Raw genomic sequence first — 18,390 nt, 5'->3', positions numbered from 1 at the left:
TCTGTTTATTCTTATTTTTCTCTAAAAAGTTCCAAGACAAATTTTTTTAATTATGGTAACTTGTTCTTTTTTTGATAGGAATGAATCATGTTGGCAACTTATGATGACTTTGAAAAAATTGAACTTCGCTCGGGTACCGTAGTAAAAGTTGAAGAGTTTTTACGAGCGAAAAAACCTGCTTATAAAGTGTGGGTAGATTTTGGTAAAGACTTGGGAATTTTGCAGACATCAGCACAGGTTACAGTACATTATACTCCGGAAACTTTGTTGGGGCGCTCTGTTGTTGGTTGTGTTAATCTGGGTGAGAAAAACATAGCTGGATTTATTTCGCAATTTTTATTGGTTGGGTTTTCTGATGAGCATGGAGCAATATGCCTTATCACTACTGATCCTAAAGTGCCGAATGGACAGAAGCTGCATTAGGACTAGTGTATAACCTGTATCTTTTTCTTTAATGCTGTTGCATTCAATGAGTTGCCCATGAAGCCAAAGATCAGTGCACAGAATCTGGCATCGAGCCCCTTGCTAACACGTTAAGAAAAATACGTCCTCCAGTGATAGCGAAGGATCTGGATCCCCTTCGCTGCTAGCACCCTCAGGATGACGGCCAAAATGGCCGGAAAAAACAGCAGGGGCCATAAATATTTTCGGCGCCTACATCGTATGTCCTATAGCTTTAAGGATTAGCAACCCTGTTACTATTAGAGTCTGCATGCAACTCCAAGTGCTCCAAAGTACTCGTTAGAGTTGCTTTCAGCGAATTTACTGCATCAGCTACATCATTTACGGCAGTTCTGGGCGCTTTGAAAAACTGAGGCGTTGTACCAAAACTTAATAAGTATATTCCCCAGTTCGCAATCGCTTTTAAGACATCTGCTACGACAGTTAACCCCGAGCGATTTCCATCCAGTTTTTGGGCTGCTGATTTCCCTGCATCAGAACACTCTTTGAAAAATTCATTAAAATCGTTTGCGGAAATAAGTTCCAATTGTTTTGTTATTAATTGATTATCCTGGAAATGAGTTTCTTTTGCTTGTTGAATTGCTGTATAGAATTCAACAACGATTTCATTCACGCCACTATTGTCTGTTGGATCAAGGGTATTGAGCGCTTCTTCAATGGCGTTGAACGTTGGAAAACCAAAACCTAAGGCATCCAGTTTTTCCTTACGTAGCGGAATTGCAGATAAAACAGCTTCGGTTTGTTGATTGATAAATTGATTTAATTGGTTCAGATTCATGTTCGAATTAATTGCACCAGGATTGTTTAGTTGTGCCTTTAATTGATTTAAAGTCTGAGTAATTGCATGGGCATCTAATACGTTAGCCAATTCAATTTTGCTGCGGACAACATGCGATATTAGTTGATATAAAAATTCCGAGTTTAGGATTTCGGTTCTATTAGTGTGGGCGAAAGAGTCAAGTTTTTCATTAATAATAGTACTGAGTGCTGGAATGGCTTTGCCTATTAATGCAAGATCGCAAAGCAGAGTAGTCAGTTGATGGGGATTATGAATTGAAAATGCTACAACTTTTGCAAATAGTGCTTCAACTTCATCTGGAGCAAGTTTTTGATTATCTAACTCAACCTGAGTCAAGACATGTAACTTAGCCTCATCGTTCATGAGTTCATCAACACTACTGAATAATTGTTTATCTACAATACCGCGAATTTTTAGATTGACTAATTTATTTTGTAACGTTTTGCTGCTTATCGTCTTGCTTGCTAATTGCACTACTTCATTTATAATCAACTGCAGTTTTTCTTCGGTTAAAACATCTGCAAAAGAATAATCGGCCGATTGATTATTTAGAAACGCTTTAAATGCAGCTAGTTGTGTTTCAAAACTACGATAACCCAGATCTTTCATATTGAAGGCGAATTGAAACAGTTTTATGGCTTCGGCATCTTTTTGTACTATGCCATGTTCCGATAAATGTAATTGCAATTTGGCTAAAGCCGCCTCAAGGAGATATTGGGTGGGAGCGGGCATTTTACCTGCTGTATTAGATAACTGTTCTAGCTCATTTAACCGGAAATGATAAAAGCTGGACCAAAGATTATTTTGGTTTTTCATGTCTGCATACATGGATTCAACTCGTTCTTTTTTCATGGTATAAGGAGTGAATGTGATTAGCCGGTCAAGTTCTTGTAATACTAATGATTTTTTACTTAAGGTGTCAAAATCAGGGCATTGTCCCGTAGCGCTGGCATGCAATAGACTTTGAAAATCGTTTGCTTCCTTTATCAATCGTACTTCCTCTTTAAAATCAGCTCTTATAACGTCGCATTGATTATGAGGATCTATCCTTTCCAATAGGTTAACTATATAACTCATTTTTCCAACGACTTGACTGTGATATAGCTCGTCAGGAAGATTCTTCATAAGACACCTATAATTTTAATGCTCAAAATAATTTGGTCAAACAATATCAATCATGGTTTAAAATTACAATTTAACTGTTAATTTTCTGTTTTTTTTTGTTTCATATTTGTTAATTGATGTTAAAGTTTTATCCAAATTAAAGTTATATTTGAAAACTGAAAAATAGACTTTGCGCTATATTTGATCTCGCGATTTTCGCTAAAATGCATATAGAGTGACTGTTAAGCTTTAAATTTCATTATCTAAAATTGAGTTGGGTATGCTATACCATTTAAAAAAGAATGATAAATCGGAGAGGTAGAATGCTTTTTTCAGTGGTTATTACATATCCTCCCACTAAACCAGATAATCTGGTTAGTCGGAGGTAATTATCTTAAAAGTTTAAGCTGAATGTTTTATTGCGGAGGAAACAGATCTTGAAACTTAACCCTGCTTTTCACATGTAAGGCTTTGCGTCTGTCTTTGGATAGATCAAATAATTTATAAATAACAATGGGGATCACAAAACTTGCTACTCCAATTCCAAATGATAATTTGTACATTGGATCTTTATTCAATACCAGAAAGAATAAGGCAAAAATCATCAGCACTATAGCCGCTATACCTGTATAGGGCGAATAGGGCGTAACATAACGAAGATCCTTGATGGAATATCCCGCCTGATACAAACGGCTTCTGAAACTGATTTGGGACAGACATAAGGATATCCATGCTAATGTTCCTGTAAAACCGGATACTAGCAATAAAGCAATGTAGAGTTTGGTTTGACCAAAAAAGTAACCAACACCCAATAAACACCAAACTCCTGTCAAAGTAGCAATTACTGCATTCTGAGGAATAGCATTTTTATTAAATTTCGCGAATGCATGAGGGGCCATTCCGTCTCGAGCAAGAGCATTTAGTGAACGAACTGTTCCATAAAAACCTGAATTAGCACAGGAGAGAGTTGCTGTTACAGTTACAAAGCTGGTTACAGCACCAGCCCATTGCAATCCATATAAATTAAGTGCATCAGCAAATACGGAGTTTGATAAACCAGCCTTTTGCCATGGGAAAATTAAAACCAGGAAGAATACTGGAATGATGTATATAAACAGAATTCGTAATGTAACATTTCGAATCGCGTGGGGTATCATACGAGCTGGATTTTCAGACTCACCCGCAGCAAGGCCAATAATTTCTGAACCTTGATAGTTAACCAGAAGTAAAACCATGGCGGTTAATAAGGACATGGCGCCATTTGGAAGTAAGCCACCATCACCTAAAAGGTACTTAAACCCAATAATTCCAGCAGGTTCGGAACCATGTATAATGCCGAAAAATATTAATATTGCTAAAACTACAAACGCCATCAAGGCGATAATTTTAACTAAAGCCAGCCAAAATTCGATTTCCCCAAATGTATCGACTTTGGATAGATTTATGTACGTAATAAGTAAACCGAAACAAATGGCCCAAATATACCCATTGATACCAGTAAACATTTCCATAATTATCCCGCCAGCGACACATTCAGCAGGAATATAAGCAATCCAGCTAATCCAATAGGACCAGCCTACTCCACAGGCAACAGCGGGAGATACGAAATCAGAAGTATAAGTTACAAAGGAACCTGATATGGGAATCGCTACAGCGAGTTCTCCCATACACAACATGGTCAAATAGATAATCAAACCACCCAGTATGTAAGCAATAAATACTGCTGGACCAACAAGATTAATAACCTCGCCAGTTCCAAGAAAATACCCGGATCCAACGATCCCCCCTAAAGCAATTAGCTGAACATGACGGTCTTTTAACCCACGGCGATAGCCACTGTCTTTAATGGGTTTTGCTAAGGTTGATGTTTTCACAGGCTGTTTATTTCTCACATAGTTATTTAAGGTTTAAACTCTAATATTATATTTAACTGAAAAATTATAAAACCATTCTCAATCAAAATATACAAATTAGATTCCAGGTTATTAATTAATTTCGTTTAAATCATTGTTATGTTTTAGGATGCAATTTGGGGCGTTTATAGCATAATTTTTGAGCTTTTAAAAGAAAGTTTTTTAATGATTGTGGCAGATAGAAAAATCAATTTTAACCCTTACCTGATTCGGTATTAGACACTGCATTTAGCACTCTGATTTCTATCAAAAAATCCATAAAAAATTGAATTAACAAATCTCAGTTTTGTCTTGTTTTTAAAGCATATTTGACTCACGACTTAGTCCGGTAAGATTCATTACACTTCAGTATATAAGGATGGATGATGTATGGCTTATTTTCTTATTTAGCCTTTTATACCTTCCTTCCTCTTTTTCAGCTGACAAATCAGAATGCCTTAATCACCATTGCCTCGCTGTAATAATGCCAGCTTCTCACTAAACCAAATCATCAACTTCTACCATTTATGGAAACACGAACAGAACCAGAGGAGTAGTATTGCAACATCACCCAAGTTAAGTATACTTTTTATATGCCGCTGTAGCTCAGTTGGTAGAGCAGTTGATTCGTAATCAAAAGGTCGTGTGTTCGATTCACATCAGCGGCATAGTAAAATCAATAAGTTACTAAATTTTTTTCAGAGGGTGTGTTTTTGTGTCGCACATGTGTCGCAGTAACAAGGGATAAGTTAAAGTGTTATAAGGATATAGTATGAATCCGAATGATAAAATTCGAAACCAAATTTTGCAGTGGTTTTATGATAGAAATGCTTCTGCTAAAAGTCGACGAGGTAAAAATGGTTCTGAAGCTAAAATTAGTGAAATTAAAAAAGGACTAAAGGATTGCTTTGGTCTTTCTCCAAAAGAGGTTATTGCAAATCTGACCTATTTAATAGATAAAGGATGGATTAATGAGTCAGAAATAACTAAAACAGTTAAAACAAAAGAAGGAAATACTATTCCTTCAAGTTTAACTTGGTATGTGATATCTTCGGCTGGAATAGATAAATTAGAAGCTCCTTCTGCTTATCGTGAAAATATCAGATATCCGGGAATAAATATTGGTGGTGAAGGCAGCATTATCACCATTGGTAATGGTAATATTGTGAATGTAAATTATAAGCCTCTTCACGATGAGTTAGAAACATTAAAGCAAACTATCGCTAATAGTAATTTGGATGATAACCAAAAGCTTGAAGTTTCAGTGGATATAGAAACTTTAAAAGACCAATTAGCAAAAAATAGCCCTGATAAAACTATTGTAGGATACATTTGGTCTAAAATTGAAAAAGTTGCTGCAATCTCAGGGTTTCATGATGCTATAGCGAAAATTGCCCCTTTGGTTTCAGGTTTAATCCAATAAAAAATATTATTTGCACCATCAAGTTTTTTTTGTTACAGTAGCAGGGTGTAATCCATAATATAAGGAGTAACTGTTATGCTTACATTTTTTGCTTTTCGTCTACATATACTGACCATATAAGTAGCAAGCTTAAAATAGCTAATAATTCTAAAGTTACGTGTTGCTTTTGCTGTAATAATTAGCTGTTTTGAGATTAATACCTAAAATTTGTATGTACTGTATAAATTGGTCATTTAGTTCAGGTTCTTAAACTTAAATACGGATATATAAATTTGAAGGGCGAAAAGTTACTCCATACAAACCATATTACTATTCAATCTGCTAGAATTACTTTTATATCTGTTTTTTCTAATCCTAGATAATCGGCCAAACGCACAATTATGTCCCTTTTTTTATTAACATTTAAGTTTGTTTCATAGAAATATCGTGTTCCTTCTATTGTAGATGAGCGCCTAAAGCCATTATCTTCGGCTTTGATATATTTGGACAAGTATGAGTCTGATACTATAAAATCGTAGAGTTGATCTTCAAGTAGAAAAAATTTACTTAAAATAATTTCCATAGCTAAAGTCCATTTATTGCAATTATAAGAGTCTCCCAAAATAATAATATCTTTTATTTTCGAGTTACTAAAATCGTTATCTTCCATCAAATATAATTCTTTTTCTTTAGTATCAGGTTTGAATAATGATTCTGGAATTGGCCACAATTCATCGATTTGATTTACCCACCAATCGCTTCTTATTTCCAGGGATTCTCTGTTCCAATTCTCCATACTTTTTATAAATTTATTTATTGCTAGAGGACTTTCATTAAATCCATTTGCCATAGATTTTTTTGCTTGAAAACCAGAGTTTGAATATTTTGAATTATACCCTGTAAGAGTTAGATTAGGTAAAGTATGTAGGTACTTTCTATAATCATCTTCATAGTCTTCACCCAATGATTCTTTCCATGAGTTATTGAGTGATTTTGGCATGATATGCTCTATTGTTAACTCGATCTCGCCACTTGAAATTTGTCTTAATAAGTTTGATTCTTTGGATCTATCATCAATTGAACTTAATATAAAATAAATATAGTTATTGCGTTGAGTATAAATAGGATTATTTTCAACAGCATATTTTATCTCTGTTGTTTTAGGCATCCTAAGTCCGCCCCACTTATTAGTTATTATGTATACCAATATGTCGGAATATTTTTGATCTGGATATTGTTGTAATGAATTTTTTATTTCCTTGTGTAGCCCGGAGAAAAGCTTATTTAACCCAGTTGTCGGTATGTTACAGATAATTCTTCGAGCTAAATAACTTTCAATTATTCTAAATATTTTGATAATTTCCTTATCATCAATAGCTCCTTGCTTATATTGTTCTAGTACCTGCATTAAATAAGGAAATGGTGTTTCAATACTTAAATAATTTAATCTAAACCCGGAATCCTTAATTGAAGTGGAATAATTATCAACATCTTTATTAAATTTAAGAAAAATATAATGCTCTAAAAAAGAAACAACTTCATCGTAAAATGATTTGAGGTAATCGATTTCATCTTTTTTATCTTTCTTGCTCGATAAGAATAAATTTTTAAATTCAGGATAGACCTCTTCAATCTTTATATCCTTGCATAGTTTACTTATAAGAAAATATTTGAAAAAGTCAGATATATAATCTTTATTTGCTTTCGTTAATTCTTGTTCAATTTTCTTCCAGCAATCTCTTAAAACAAAATTACGAGATTTTTCGTTGTTAAGCATTAATGCAAAATTTCTGATTTTATCTCCATCAGTTAACGGTTTTCCTGTTGAATTAATGCTCTCAAAAATTTTTTGTGGATTATCGTCTGAAGAATCAAGAGCAATTGTAACAATTTCAAATTTAGATAAAGCATTTATATATTTATGTAAGTTATCTTTTTCTTTAAAATATGCATAAAAATGTTCATATGCCTGATACAATTTACTTCCTTTTTGATCATTCACTAATTTTTTTTTCTCAAATATTAGTTCAAAAATTTCATTATCTGTTGTGACAGTCCGCAGTTTAATTCTGTTTTGTTCTTCACTGTAAGGTTGGCTGTTATAAAGATATTGTTCTCTGATAGCTTCAGCAGGTATATTGGATAAAGAAGAGTTACTTTCTATTATGTGATATAAGGCTGTAAGCATAAGAAGTACAGTTGTAGCTCTTTGTTGTCCATCAATAATTGTTTTATTATGACCATCATTTATATAAACTATGCTGCCGAAGAAGTGATTTATGTCTTTCTCCATTACATATTTAAGATCCTCTATAAACGATGCGATATTAGCTTTGTCCCAAGAATATGGTCTCTGGAAATCTGGAATTATTAGGTATTTACCAGGGGTATAAATAAATGTTTCTATATTGTCGTGTGAAACTTTCATTTTGCTGACATCCATGTATTTTAAATACATTATAGCAAATTATTAATGTATTATTTGTCTGAATAAGCGAGCTTTCGGCTTTAAGCTATCGTCATTAATTAATTTAAAAGGTAAACAATTACCTAAAAAATGGGGCAATTGGGACATGGGGACAACCTTATAAACATTAGATTCTATGTGTCCCAATGTAAAAAGTTCACTTGGGACAAATGGGACAAATCTTGCCAGCAAATTTTTTTTAGTAACAATCAATATCATTTAATAACAATCAGATCACCAGGCTTTAAAAGGCTTGACGGCCTTTTAAATTCCAAGCAATACTTATCGCGAGCAGTAAACTTTTGCGGATCTACGGTTCCATAAAAGTCACGGAAAATGAAATATCACGACTATTATCCGGCCGGACAGTCAACTGATATTCATCGAGCAGGACGCATACCGTCGGCATTAAGCTGAATGAATAATCATTTGATGAGGTTCCATATGAATAAAAAATTATCTCGTTTACAACTATTAAACGAATTTGAATCCGCACCAATTTCTGCGTTGTTTAATCAACACACTTTGGCGGCTGTTTTAGATTGTTCCACCCAACTTTTGGAACGCAATCGTTGGGAAGGAAAGGGTGTTCCCTACCTTAAAATAGGCCGTAAGGTTTTGTATCGAAAAAGTGACGTGTTGTCTTTTCTCCAACAACAGAAAATCTATCGCTCTACTGGTGACCGAGGTGAACTGCTTTCACTGGTCAATGAATAAATCCCATAGAAGAAATAGATTGTTCACGGATGGATAGGGTTTCTATCTTCCTTGGACGTTGTCGGAGAAACAGTGATGTTGCAAAATCAAATTATTACCTTAAAAAACAAGAACGGTCATAGTCCTATAATCTGTGAATATGCTGGAGGTTGTTTTAAATTAAATGAACAGGGCGTGTCTTTCCTTGGAAAAGATAAAGACGGTAATCCAATGGCGCCAAAGTGGATTTGTTCTCCTTTGTATGTGGTGGCTAAAACTCGTGATGCTAAAAGTGGGGAGTGGGGTCGATTACTCGAATGGCAAGATGATGATGGAGTCATACATCATTGGGCAATGCCATTAGCCTTGTTACAAGGAGATGCATCAGAAGTAAGACGAGAATTGGCTAGCCTTGGTTTAACCATTTCACCTCATAGAGTTGCTCGGGACTTACTGGCTACTTATTTGCAGGTGTTTCCTGTTGAAGACCGTGCACGTTGTGTTGAGAAACTGGGGTGGCATGAAAATCTCTTTATCACTCCTTCACAAATCTTTGGACATTCCTCTGAAAAAATTGTTTTTCAAAATAGCCATGCGATTGAATCTGCTATGTCTGTTTCCGGTACTGTAGATGATTGGAGAGACTCAATAGGCCGTCTTGCCTCTGGCAATTCGCGGTTAATATTTGCCATCTCTACTGCATTTGCTCCTGCTTTGGCAAAGATTGCTGGTGAAGATTCAGGCGGATTTCATTTTAGAGGTGCATCTTCTAGTGGTAAAAGTACCGCTTTAAAAGTAGCGGCTTCGGTTTGGGGTAATCCGCAGACATATTGCCGATTATGGCGTAGTACGACTAATGGACTTGAAGGACTGGCAGCTTTGCATAACGATGGCTTATTAATTCTGGATGAATTAAGTCAGCTAGATCCCAAAGAAGCAGGGGAGGCGGCTTACTTGCTAGCCAATGGTCAAGGTAAAACGCGAGCCTCACGTCATGGAACAGTCAAACCATCGTTTCGATGGTCATTGTTCTTTCTCTCTGCTGGTGAGGAATCCTTGATGTCTTTGATGGCCAGAGCAGGGCAGAAAACCAATGCAGGTCAAGAAATACGGTTAGCAGATATTGAAGCTGATGCTGGGTTGCAAAAAGGGATTTTTGAAAAAATTCACAATCAACTCAGCCCTGCTACCATGGCCTTATCCTTAAAGGAATACTCCAGCAAGTATTATGGTGCTGTGGGCATAGCATGGCTGCAAAAGGTCGTGGCAAATCAATCAAGTATTGCAACTGACATTGCTGGTGCGATGCAAGAATTTGTGAATAGTGTTGTCTTACCAGACTCAACGGGACAAATTATCCGCGTAGCCCGGCGGTTTGCCTTGGTTGCTGTAGCTGGCGAATTGGCTAGCCAGTATGGATTGACCGGCTGGCAAGAAGGCGAGTCTATCTCTGCATCTTACAAATGTTATAGAGCATGGCTGGAACATTTTGGCATGGAGGGCAATAAGGAGGATAGAGCGATATTAGCTCAAGTAAGAGCCTTTTTTGAATCTCATGGTGCCAGTCGGTTTGATAATATCAGAACGCCAAACAATGAGAGGATTCAAAATCGTGCTGGATTTTACCTTACCGATGATGCAGGTTTTCGCGTGTATATGGTATTAACGGAAGTCTTTAAAAAAGAACTATGCATGGGGTTTGAGCCTAGAATGGTAGTCCGTGTATTAATGAATGAAGGTTGGCTAAAGCCCGCAGCCGATGGATTGCCCTCTCATAAACCAAGAATTAAGGGGGTTGGAACACCCAGACTATACATGTTTACAGATAAAATCTGGGGTGGAGAGTAATCCTATTTCGATAAATCAGAACTATTTGTCCCATTATTTTGAAATGTTGGGACATCTTGGGACGGCCACAAGCCAGTATTTACGGGCTGTCCCTCATGTCCCAATTGTCCCAGATAAATTTTTATTCTTTAAGATATAACCAAAGTGTATTTCGAGATTTTATTCCCATCTCATCACGTATCAATAAACAAGTCTTGTAATTTTCATATTCAGGCAGCAGGCAAGAATACATTTGTTTGGCATACAAATATCGCCAGCTTTTGGTACTGGATAAACGGTGCTTTGTTAATGCACTGCGCCAGATGATGCGGATTTCTTCATAAGATTTTAATTGGAGCAAGTTACCATCTTGTTGCGTGAGCCAGTTGAAAAGATTGAGTACCGCTTTCTGGCTTTCAGTTCGTACAGGTATGGTACGGTCGCTGGAATTAAAAGCAATGTCTCGGGTTATCCAAAGTGAGTCTTCTTTAACTTGAATATGTGGCTTAACCAGAATTGCTTCTTTAAATGTGAGTCCAAACTCTGTTTGTAATCCCATGATCACTCTGGCTATAGGATCATGAAGCGACTTCCAACTATCTGGAGTGATTGTTTTCTTCCTTTTTTTTCTTGCTTTGGGTCTTGAAAGTTCGAGTGTTTGATTATCAATATCATTAATAGGACAATTGTTCATCTGCAAAAAACGACGAATGATGGTCATGTATCGCATGATAGTAACTGGATTAATATTCTGTTTTTTCCAGTAACGCACCAGCTTATGAACTTGTTCAGATTGCAAAGCCTGCCATGAAGGTGGCATTTGCCGAATAACAAACAAGTCATCAATCATCTTATGGATGACATAGGCACGGTGCTTACGATAGAGGTATTTACCTTGCCTATCCTGTTTGATTTGTCGATTAGCGAATTGTCTTAAGGATTGTGTACGCATCTTCCTATCCGCAAAAATGAGTTAAAAAATAAATGCCCTGTGTATTGTTTAGTGTTGGTCGAGCGGTTCACTCTCTGTTGAAACCCGGCAAAGCCGTAAAGCTCGAAGAAGGGGGCAAATCAATCGTTATAAGGCAAACGATCTTGCCTGCTGCTATAGTTTTTCTGGTTGGTTTTTCTCCTCAATAGATAAAGTAAACGAAAGTGATAAAGCAGGGCTTTATCTCTAATCCATGGTCAAATGAAATGACTTAGAGTCCCGAAGAACTCCCCTTACCGAATGGCAAAGGTTCCTGAAGGGTTTCCCGACTAAACGTCCAGCCACAAGGTTAGGGAATGAGAGTGGCTTAGCATAAGACGCCTAAGCGTTTCATCGGATTTTCACCGATTCATCAGTCATGCTTCATTTAAAAAATAGCAAAGTGCAGATCTGGGAGCAATACCGTTTCAGGGAATATTTTGTCCTATCTTATCTGGTGCGTCAGGACGGATGGTTTTTTGATGCTTGGTAGGGATGGGTTATAGACGGTAAATGTTGCTGCGTCACTGCAGATAAATCACTAGTGACGCAGTAGTAAAACTACAGACCACACTAATATTTCATAATACAGCTAACCATAGTATAGTAAACTAAGCTTATGAACAGATTTGCTATCGCGTTTCGCGATATATTTATCCAATGTTGGATACTTTGCTTCATTACGCATTTTAAATGCAGCAGCAATTACTAGTTAGTAGATAGTAGTAGTTTTGCATAAGAGTGTTCATAAGCTAACTAATTTAATTACCTTGATTAACACATGGCATATTTAGAGAAACTTAAAGCTGCAACAACTATTCAGGATCTTGCAGTCCTGTTAAATCTTAAAGCCTCTCAATTATCGTATGTTCTTTTTATTTTACCAGATGAAATTAAATACACGCAATTTGGAATCCCAAAGAAAGCTGGTGGGGAACGAATAATTAATGCACCCCACGAAAGACTTAAACATATACAGAGATGCCTAGCAAATTTACTTCAACATTGCGTACTAGAAATAGAACGCTCTAAACCTCAGCCCACACCTAGAGCTTTGTCGCATGGATTTAGAAAAAAAGCAGAAATTAATTCAAATAAAAAAAATGATGTACCTATTGGCATCCATACTAATGCTCACAATCATCAAAATAAAAGATATGTATTAAATTTTGACTTATCTGGATTTTTCGGTTCATTTAATTTTGGACGAGTACGTGGTTTTTTTATCAAAAATAACCATTTTGGTTTGCACCCATCAGTTGCCACTTTAATTGCACAAATCGCGTGTTTTAAGAATGAATTACCACAAGGAAGTCCTTGTTCACCCATTATAACTAATCTTATTGCTCATATTCTTGATATACGGTTAGTTCGATGGGCAAAAAAAAACAGATGTTCTTATTCGCGTTATGTTGACGATATAACACTATCTACAAACCAAGAAATTCCCATAAAATTAGCTATATACACAGAAGAGTCAATGAAATGGAGCCTAAATAAGGAAATAGAAAACATCATTATATATTCAGGTTTTCAAATAAACTCATTGAAAACTAGGCTTCAAACGAAGTCTTCAAGACAGGTTGTTACTGGTCTCGTTGTAAATAAAAAAGTTAATATTAAAAAAGAATATTATCGTTCCGCTAGAGCGATGTGTCATGCTCTATTTTGTACAGGTAACTTTTTTCTATTAGGGGATGAATGTAAACCAGGTACTTTACAGCAGCTTAACGGAATATTAGGTCATATTTATTTTATAAAACAAAAAAATCATTGCAATAAGGAGCCTTGTCATAAGCCAAGTGGTGAACAGCATAATATAATAAATTTATATTCTCAGTTTTTGTATTTTCGCTATTTTATTGCACTTGAAAAACCATTGATTATCTGTGAAGGTAAAACCGATGTGGCCTATTTAAAAATAGCAATAAAGCAACTTAAAAAACAGGGTAAATATCTTCTCCCACATCAACTTGATTTTTTTAATTTCACGGAACGAATTAGCGAAGTTATGCATATCAATGCTGGTACGAGTCAACTCAAGAAATTTATAGAAAACTACAAGAAAAACATTGCATTTACAAAACAAATTCCACGAAGCCCTGTTATCGTGTTGCTCGATAATGATAAGGCTGCTGGTGATGTCGTACAATGTTTGGCAAATAAATTTAAAAAGACTAATGTAGATTATGATCGAAAAAATAACTTCATTTATTCTGTTATAGAAAATCTTTATGTTGTGTTATTACCGATCAGAAATCCTCAGGAAGATCTTATAATAGAGGGTTTTTTCGAAAAATCAGTATTAGAAACTAAATTAGGAGAAAAAATATTCTCTCCTGAAAATGGTAATGGTTTTGACTCACAGCGGCATTATGGCAAACACGTATTAGTAGAAAAGGTCATACGCCCTAAACAAGATACAATAGATTTTTCACGCTTTTCGGATATATTTGATACACTGGTGAAGGCAATTGAACAATATGAAACAGTGCCAAATAAAATCAATGATCAAGTAATCAATACAGTTCAGAATGCTCCAGGAAGTGAGACGGACTTTAAATAGCTAACAACAGCTTTATTATAAATATTTTTAGTACTATAATAAAGACAAAATGCAAATATAATTATCAAATAAATTTGTATAATGTCTTGGATATAAAGATTCAGATTCAGGCAAATGTAGAAATCTTGTTTGGATTGATAGCATGGCCTTTCATAAAAATATTTATGGAGAAGCTTATGTTTTATATTAATTCAATCATTATAATTTGTGTTTGGTGCGAAGCATGGTTTTTGCGAGGCCAGGTAGGGTGCTATCAATCTAAATAAGAGATTTTGCATTAATCCAGTTTTTAAATCTTCCAGGAAAAACCAGAGAGAGGTTCAAGTCCTCTCCCTCGCATTACTTGATTGAATAATTTTTTCAATTAATCTATAAACTGTAGTACTAGCAATTCCACGAGGCCAATCTGTACATGGAGGTTTATCACGTTCCTTTGCACGACGAATTGCTTCCTGAATCATATCTGAGTTTATCTTTTTAATATCCACTGCTTTTTTATAATTTGGAAGATATTTATTCAGTCTTTCTGTACAATCGCGAGAACTATTAATCCTGAAGCCATCTTCGAAATGCAGTAATATCCAATATTCAAAGTTGGGATTTGATAAGGCAAATCCATAGTTTTCTTGAGTAATTGACCAATTATATAACTGATTTAATTGGTCATCATTCCATTGATCCTTGTCGATGACTAACCATGCTTCATCGGTGTTTAGGAGCGATTCCTCTTTTAGGTATTCTTTCATACGCTTTAATATATTTAGGGGAGCACTCTGGTCTTTATTTTTAAGACATTTTACTTTTATTACAGATTGGTCATTATTAAAAATTGTAAAATATTGATGCTCAGTAACTCTACCTTCAGCAGCAATAACAAATAATTTACGATAACGCCGCTGTCCTATTACTCTTTGAAATTTACGTCGTTGTGACATATTTCTCTCGTTTTATTGTTTTTATCAAATGAAAAAGGGCCTGTTTGAATGCGTGGGATACCACCTAAGCGGCCTTGCAAGTAGCTTTTTCGGATATCTTTATCATAACGAACATCTTTATATTCGCTAAAAGAGATCATACTTGACTGGCCGGTGGAGTTTCTTTCAGCAACCCACATTTCATCCCTACGAAACAAACTTTGATCCATAAGTAAACCGTTGTGAGTTGTAAAAAGTAACTGGCTTCTAGTTTCATGTGTACAACTATCTAAGTAATTCTCTACTAATTGTCGTGTAAGTAAAGGATGTAGACTACGATCAACTTCATCAATAATGTATACATTTTTTGATTGCGGCGACGATAATTCAAGAAATGCAGGTAAAAGATCTATGATTCGTTGAGAGCCATCAGATTCTTGATATATGTCAAACTTAGCTTCAGTTCCATCGGATTTAGGATGGAAGGCAACCAGTTTTTTTGCTATTAACTCATTGTTCTTACGAGTTATAATATATCTATCATTAAATGGCTCGGATGACATTCTCACGGTCATCCCTTCTTTTAAATCTTCCCTTAACTTGCTTTTTAGAGGCTCGGGGAAAAGCAGATGCTCAAAGGGAACAATTTCTCCGCCTATATGAGAAATTCCAGTGTCAAGTTGAGGGAGCATTTCATTCATAGTTACATAAAGGGGATGATCTTCATCAATAAATTGTTCAAACGGCTCAAATCTTGAATCAGGGGCTATTAATTCAAGATTGTTTTTGAACCAATTATATACTGGTTTGAAGTTATCAACTTTTTGGGATACTGAATTTGTTAAGAAAAGTTGATTATCTCTAGTTCCTTTAAATGCAAATTTTAGGAAAACATCTTTTTCCAGTGATTTATCAAATTTTATTCTATCATTTAAGCGCTTATATAGAATAGTTTCACTGGTACTAGTTATCTTAATAAGACTTTCTTCGATAACTCTTTTTTTTGTTATTTTAAAACTGAAGTCATAAATTATTTCATCTATTAATAGTTCAAATGAAAAGCAAGAAGGGTTTTCTGCGCTTTGTGAATCTAATCGAAACATTTCTACGGGAATAAGACTATCGGGTTGGGTGCCTTTAACCACTATCAATTTTGCAAAATTTAATGCTTTAAAAAAATTAGTCTTTCCCGATGCATTCCCCCCATAGATGGCAGCAATTGGTAAAACCCCCATTGAATATTTACTAAGTTTTGGAACTCGCTCAGAATGTTGGCGTTCTCGACTGGCCACCATAGAAAAGGTAGATTTATCTCGAAAAGACATCCAGTTTTCTAGAGAGAAACTTATTATCATTTTAATATCCTCAATGTGATATTTTCACGTTTAATTAAGTTAAAAAATAAAAATGAAATTATAAAACAGCTTAAAAGAGAAAAAATCTCATAATATTGTTTTAGTATAGCATCAATGAGCAAATATATGTCTAGTACATCATATATATATTTAAAGTTGTTTTACAGAATCTGTGTGGGGCAGTAAGTTCCGAAGTGGAACTTACTGAAACTGATGCCTTTAGAGTCAAGTGTTTCTGTGATTTTCAATTGTACAAAGTAAAGCATTTTCATCTTCGACTAAAGGTTCATCTAAATTAACTTCTACATTTGCAACTAAAGATTGAATGCTAATTAGTAAATCCTTATTTATAGTTGTCAGATTTTTTTTGCTTTGTTGAATGTCTCTAGCGATGAAGTTCAAAAATTCAATAATTGATGACTCTTCTTTATCTGCTCGGTTCATAATGACATTGCCTTATCAAGATTAATACATTCATACAAATCCACGTGGTTCTTTTTTTATTTGTTCGAGTTGGAGTATCTCTGCTGATTTTACTACTCCCATGCACTTTAAAATATAGTCCGTAATTAATTGCATTGGCTTTCTAAGACGTTCAACATCAACAATAATATATCCAGCAGTTACATCATTACTCATCTTATGGTTCATTAAACGCTTCAATGCATAAGCAGGGATATCCAGACTTTCTGCAATGGTGATAAAAGTACGCCTCAAATCATGTACAGTAAAATGAACACCGGAATTTTTTATCACGTGTGCCATAGTCTTACGTGGTTCGATAATATGACCAGCTGCACCCGGTCCCGGGAAAATATAGTCATTAATTGCTTTTTCTTTTCTGGCAATCAGCAAATCATAAAGAAAATCAGAAAGGGGGAGGGTGTGGGATTCATTGTTTTTGGTTTTATTGATAGTGAATGATTTTGCTTTTAAGTCGAGATCAGACCATTTCAAAGTCGCTGCTTCTTGTCGGCGTAGACCTGTTAATAAGATTAGCAACAAATAATCTCGTAATGTATCGTTTTGGATTTGTTGTAAACCAGCATACCATGCGGCTAGTTCATGAGACTTTATATAGGTTTTTCGTCTTTCGATGCGATACCAGGCACGTGTTTGCGATAGGCGTTTTACTGGGTTATCGATGAAAAGAGAGTGACCACTGTTGTCTTCATACTGGCCAGCTGCAAAATTGAATAAAGCTCTTAGGATTCGCATGGCTAAATTAGCATAGGCTTCGCCATGATCGTTGCCCAGCTTTTCGTGGTATTTAGCTATACGATCTCTGGTGATCGATAACATAGGTTTACTCTTCCAGCTCGTGAAGGCTTTATCTAATATGTGTTTGTAATTATCTATAGTTCTGGGTTTTAAGTTCTTTCTGGTTTTTAGGTAGTCTTTAAAGACTTGATTCAAAGTTATATCTCGAACCTCAGTTGCCTTCTTCTCAGCAACTGGATCAATGCCCATGGCGATTTGCCCTAAAAGATGCAGGGCTTTGTTTTTTGCCATTTCAGCAGTCAATTCCGGGTAATGCCCTAAAGTAATGCGACAGCGTTTCTTATTTATGAATTTTTCAACGAAAAAGGCTTTTGCTCCCCCAGAAGTCACACGTATGCCGAAGCCTTTTAGGTTGTCATCGTAATATCTTTTTTGTGTGGTTTTTCCTATTTCCGTTGCTTGAGGAAGGGGTAGGTTTTCAACGTTTGTTTTGGTTATTTTCATAATTAACTTTTACACTCGTTTTTGAATGTGTCGCAACTGTGTCGCACAATTATTTAAAATCCATTAATAGAACTTATAACGTAATAATGCTGTAACATCAAGTAAATAAAAGGATATTAAAAGAATTTATAAGAGTGTCTAATCGGCAAAAACCCATAATTCACTAATTCGTAATCAAAAGGTGGGAGGTTCGATTCCTCTCAGCGGCATT

The 18,390-nt window shown here is 35.4% G+C and carries 13 protein-coding genes and 1 tRNA gene; 6 read left to right on the top strand and 8 right to left on the bottom strand.

Annotated elements, in window-relative coordinates; all coding sequences use genetic code 11:
• Window positions 1-87 precede the first annotated feature (87 nt).
• Entirely contained in the window at window positions 88-423 is a 336-nt protein-coding gene (locus Q0495_RS01090) for a tRNA-binding protein (protein ID WP_298622175.1), read from the top strand.
• A 253-nt stretch (window positions 424-676) separates the two neighbouring features.
• On the opposite strand, the gene Q0495_RS01085 is transcribed toward Q0495_RS01090, so the two are convergent.
• Window positions 677-2,386, bottom strand: coding sequence for a hypothetical protein (locus Q0495_RS01085; protein WP_298622173.1), 1,710 nt, complete (start codon window positions 2,384-2,386; stop codon window positions 677-679).
• Between the two features lie 395 nt (window positions 2,387-2,781).
• On the bottom strand, window positions 2,782-4,239 hold the full coding sequence (locus Q0495_RS01080; RefSeq protein ID WP_298622171.1) for an amino acid permease: 1,458 nt from the start codon (window positions 4,237-4,239) through the stop codon (window positions 2,782-2,784).
• A gap of 613 nt (window positions 4,240-4,852) precedes the next feature.
• On the opposite strand from Q0495_RS01080, the gene Q0495_RS01075 reads away from it, so the two are divergent.
• A tRNA-Thr gene (locus tag Q0495_RS01075) sits at window positions 4,853-4,925 on the top strand.
• 104 nt (window positions 4,926-5,029) lie between these two features.
• The gene (locus Q0495_RS01070; protein ID WP_298622169.1) at window positions 5,030-5,680 is read left to right on the top strand and encodes a hypothetical protein; all 651 of its coding nucleotides are present in this window, start codon (window positions 5,030-5,032) and stop codon (window positions 5,678-5,680) included.
• Window positions 5,681-5,993: 313 nt separating this feature from the next.
• Here the strand turns inward: Q0495_RS01070 and Q0495_RS01065 are convergent, their stop codons facing one another.
• A complete protein-coding gene (locus tag Q0495_RS01065) occupies window positions 5,994-8,087 on the bottom strand; it encodes a DUF262 domain-containing protein (RefSeq protein ID WP_298622167.1) in 2,094 nt (697 codons plus the stop codon).
• Between the two features lie 483 nt (window positions 8,088-8,570).
• Here Q0495_RS01065 and Q0495_RS01060 point away from each other — a divergent pair, with 483 nt between their 5' ends.
• Both Q0495_RS01060 and Q0495_RS01055 read left to right on the top strand, forming a co-directional pair.
• The gene (locus Q0495_RS01060; RefSeq protein WP_298622165.1) at window positions 8,571-8,843 is read left to right on the top strand and encodes a DNA-binding protein; all 273 of its coding nucleotides are present in this window, start codon (window positions 8,571-8,573) and stop codon (window positions 8,841-8,843) included.
• Between the two features lie 75 nt (window positions 8,844-8,918).
• The gene (locus tag Q0495_RS01055; protein WP_298622184.1) at window positions 8,919-10,670 is read left to right on the top strand and encodes a DUF927 domain-containing protein; all 1,752 of its coding nucleotides are present in this window, start codon (window positions 8,919-8,921) and stop codon (window positions 10,668-10,670) included.
• A gap of 121 nt (window positions 10,671-10,791) precedes the next feature.
• On the opposite strand, the gene Q0495_RS01050 is transcribed toward Q0495_RS01055, so the two are convergent.
• The gene (locus Q0495_RS01050; RefSeq protein ID WP_298622163.1) at window positions 10,792-11,601 is read right to left on the bottom strand and encodes an integrase; all 810 of its coding nucleotides are present in this window, start codon (window positions 11,599-11,601) and stop codon (window positions 10,792-10,794) included.
• Between the two features lie 799 nt (window positions 11,602-12,400).
• On the opposite strand from Q0495_RS01050, the gene Q0495_RS01045 reads away from it, so the two are divergent.
• Window positions 12,401-14,185, top strand: a complete 1,785-nt coding sequence (locus Q0495_RS01045) for a retron Ec67 family RNA-directed DNA polymerase/endonuclease (RefSeq protein ID WP_298622162.1) — start codon at window positions 12,401-12,403, stop codon at window positions 14,183-14,185.
• A gap of 320 nt (window positions 14,186-14,505) precedes the next feature.
• Here the strand turns inward: Q0495_RS01045 and Q0495_RS01040 are convergent, their stop codons facing one another.
• The 4 genes from Q0495_RS01040 to Q0495_RS01025 form a co-directional block, all read right to left on the bottom strand.
• The gene (locus tag Q0495_RS01040; protein WP_298622160.1) at window positions 14,506-15,120 is read right to left on the bottom strand and encodes an RloB family protein; all 615 of its coding nucleotides are present in this window, start codon (window positions 15,118-15,120) and stop codon (window positions 14,506-14,508) included.
• Window positions 15,090-16,454: an ATP/GTP-binding protein gene (locus Q0495_RS01035; RefSeq protein WP_298622159.1), complete on the bottom strand. Its 1,365-nt coding sequence runs from the start codon at window positions 16,452-16,454 to the stop codon at window positions 15,090-15,092. Before Q0495_RS01035 ends, Q0495_RS01040 begins: the two co-directional genes overlap by 31 nt.
• Before the next feature lie 225 nt (window positions 16,455-16,679).
• Window positions 16,680-16,898, bottom strand: a complete 219-nt coding sequence (locus tag Q0495_RS01030) for a type II toxin-antitoxin system PrlF family antitoxin (RefSeq protein WP_298622157.1) — start codon at window positions 16,896-16,898, stop codon at window positions 16,680-16,682.
• Window positions 16,899-16,928: 30 nt separating this feature from the next.
• Window positions 16,929-18,179, bottom strand: a complete 1,251-nt coding sequence (locus Q0495_RS01025) for a tyrosine-type recombinase/integrase (protein ID WP_298622155.1) — start codon at window positions 18,177-18,179, stop codon at window positions 16,929-16,931.
• Window positions 18,180-18,390 lie beyond the last annotated feature (211 nt).

It is taken from the genome of uncultured Legionella sp. (genome assembly GCF_937871865.1).
In the GTDB taxonomy this organism is placed as follows: Bacteria; Pseudomonadota; Gammaproteobacteria; order Legionellales; family Legionellaceae; genus Legionella.
The sequence above is the reverse complement of the archived record's forward strand: the minus strand, read 5'-3'. Positions and strand labels throughout refer to the sequence as shown.

What these genes read in the sequence shown, in the direction of transcription:
- Q0495_RS01030 (WP_298622157.1), bottom strand. Translation starts at nt 16,898, where the DNA reads ATGAACCGAGCAGATAAAGAAGAGTCATCAATTATTGAATTTTTGAAC.
- Q0495_RS01065 (WP_298622167.1), bottom strand. Translation starts at nt 8,087, where the DNA reads ATGAAAGTTTCACACGACAATATAGAAACATTTATTTATACCCCTGGT.
- Q0495_RS01045 (WP_298622162.1), top strand. Translation starts at nt 12,401, where the DNA reads ATGGCATATTTAGAGAAACTTAAAGCTGCAACAACTATTCAGGATCTT.
- Q0495_RS01040 (WP_298622160.1), bottom strand. Translation starts at nt 15,120, where the DNA reads ATGTCACAACGACGTAAATTTCAAAGAGTAATAGGACAGCGGCGTTAT.
- Q0495_RS01035 (WP_298622159.1), bottom strand. Translation starts at nt 16,454, where the DNA reads ATGATAATAAGTTTCTCTCTAGAAAACTGGATGTCTTTTCGAGATAAA.
- Q0495_RS01060 (WP_298622165.1), top strand. Translation starts at nt 8,571, where the DNA reads ATGAATAAAAAATTATCTCGTTTACAACTATTAAACGAATTTGAATCC.
- Q0495_RS01090 (WP_298622175.1), top strand. Translation starts at nt 88, where the DNA reads ATGTTGGCAACTTATGATGACTTTGAAAAAATTGAACTTCGCTCGGGT.
- Q0495_RS01085 (WP_298622173.1), bottom strand. Translation starts at nt 2,386, where the DNA reads ATGAAGAATCTTCCTGACGAGCTATATCACAGTCAAGTCGTTGGAAAA.
- Q0495_RS01050 (WP_298622163.1), bottom strand. Translation starts at nt 11,601, where the DNA reads ATGCGTACACAATCCTTAAGACAATTCGCTAATCGACAAATCAAACAG.
- Q0495_RS01070 (WP_298622169.1), top strand. Translation starts at nt 5,030, where the DNA reads ATGAATCCGAATGATAAAATTCGAAACCAAATTTTGCAGTGGTTTTAT.
- Q0495_RS01025 (WP_298622155.1), bottom strand. Translation starts at nt 18,179, where the DNA reads ATGAAAATAACCAAAACAAACGTTGAAAACCTACCCCTTCCTCAAGCA.
- Q0495_RS01055 (WP_298622184.1), top strand. Translation starts at nt 8,919, where the DNA reads ATGTTGCAAAATCAAATTATTACCTTAAAAAACAAGAACGGTCATAGT.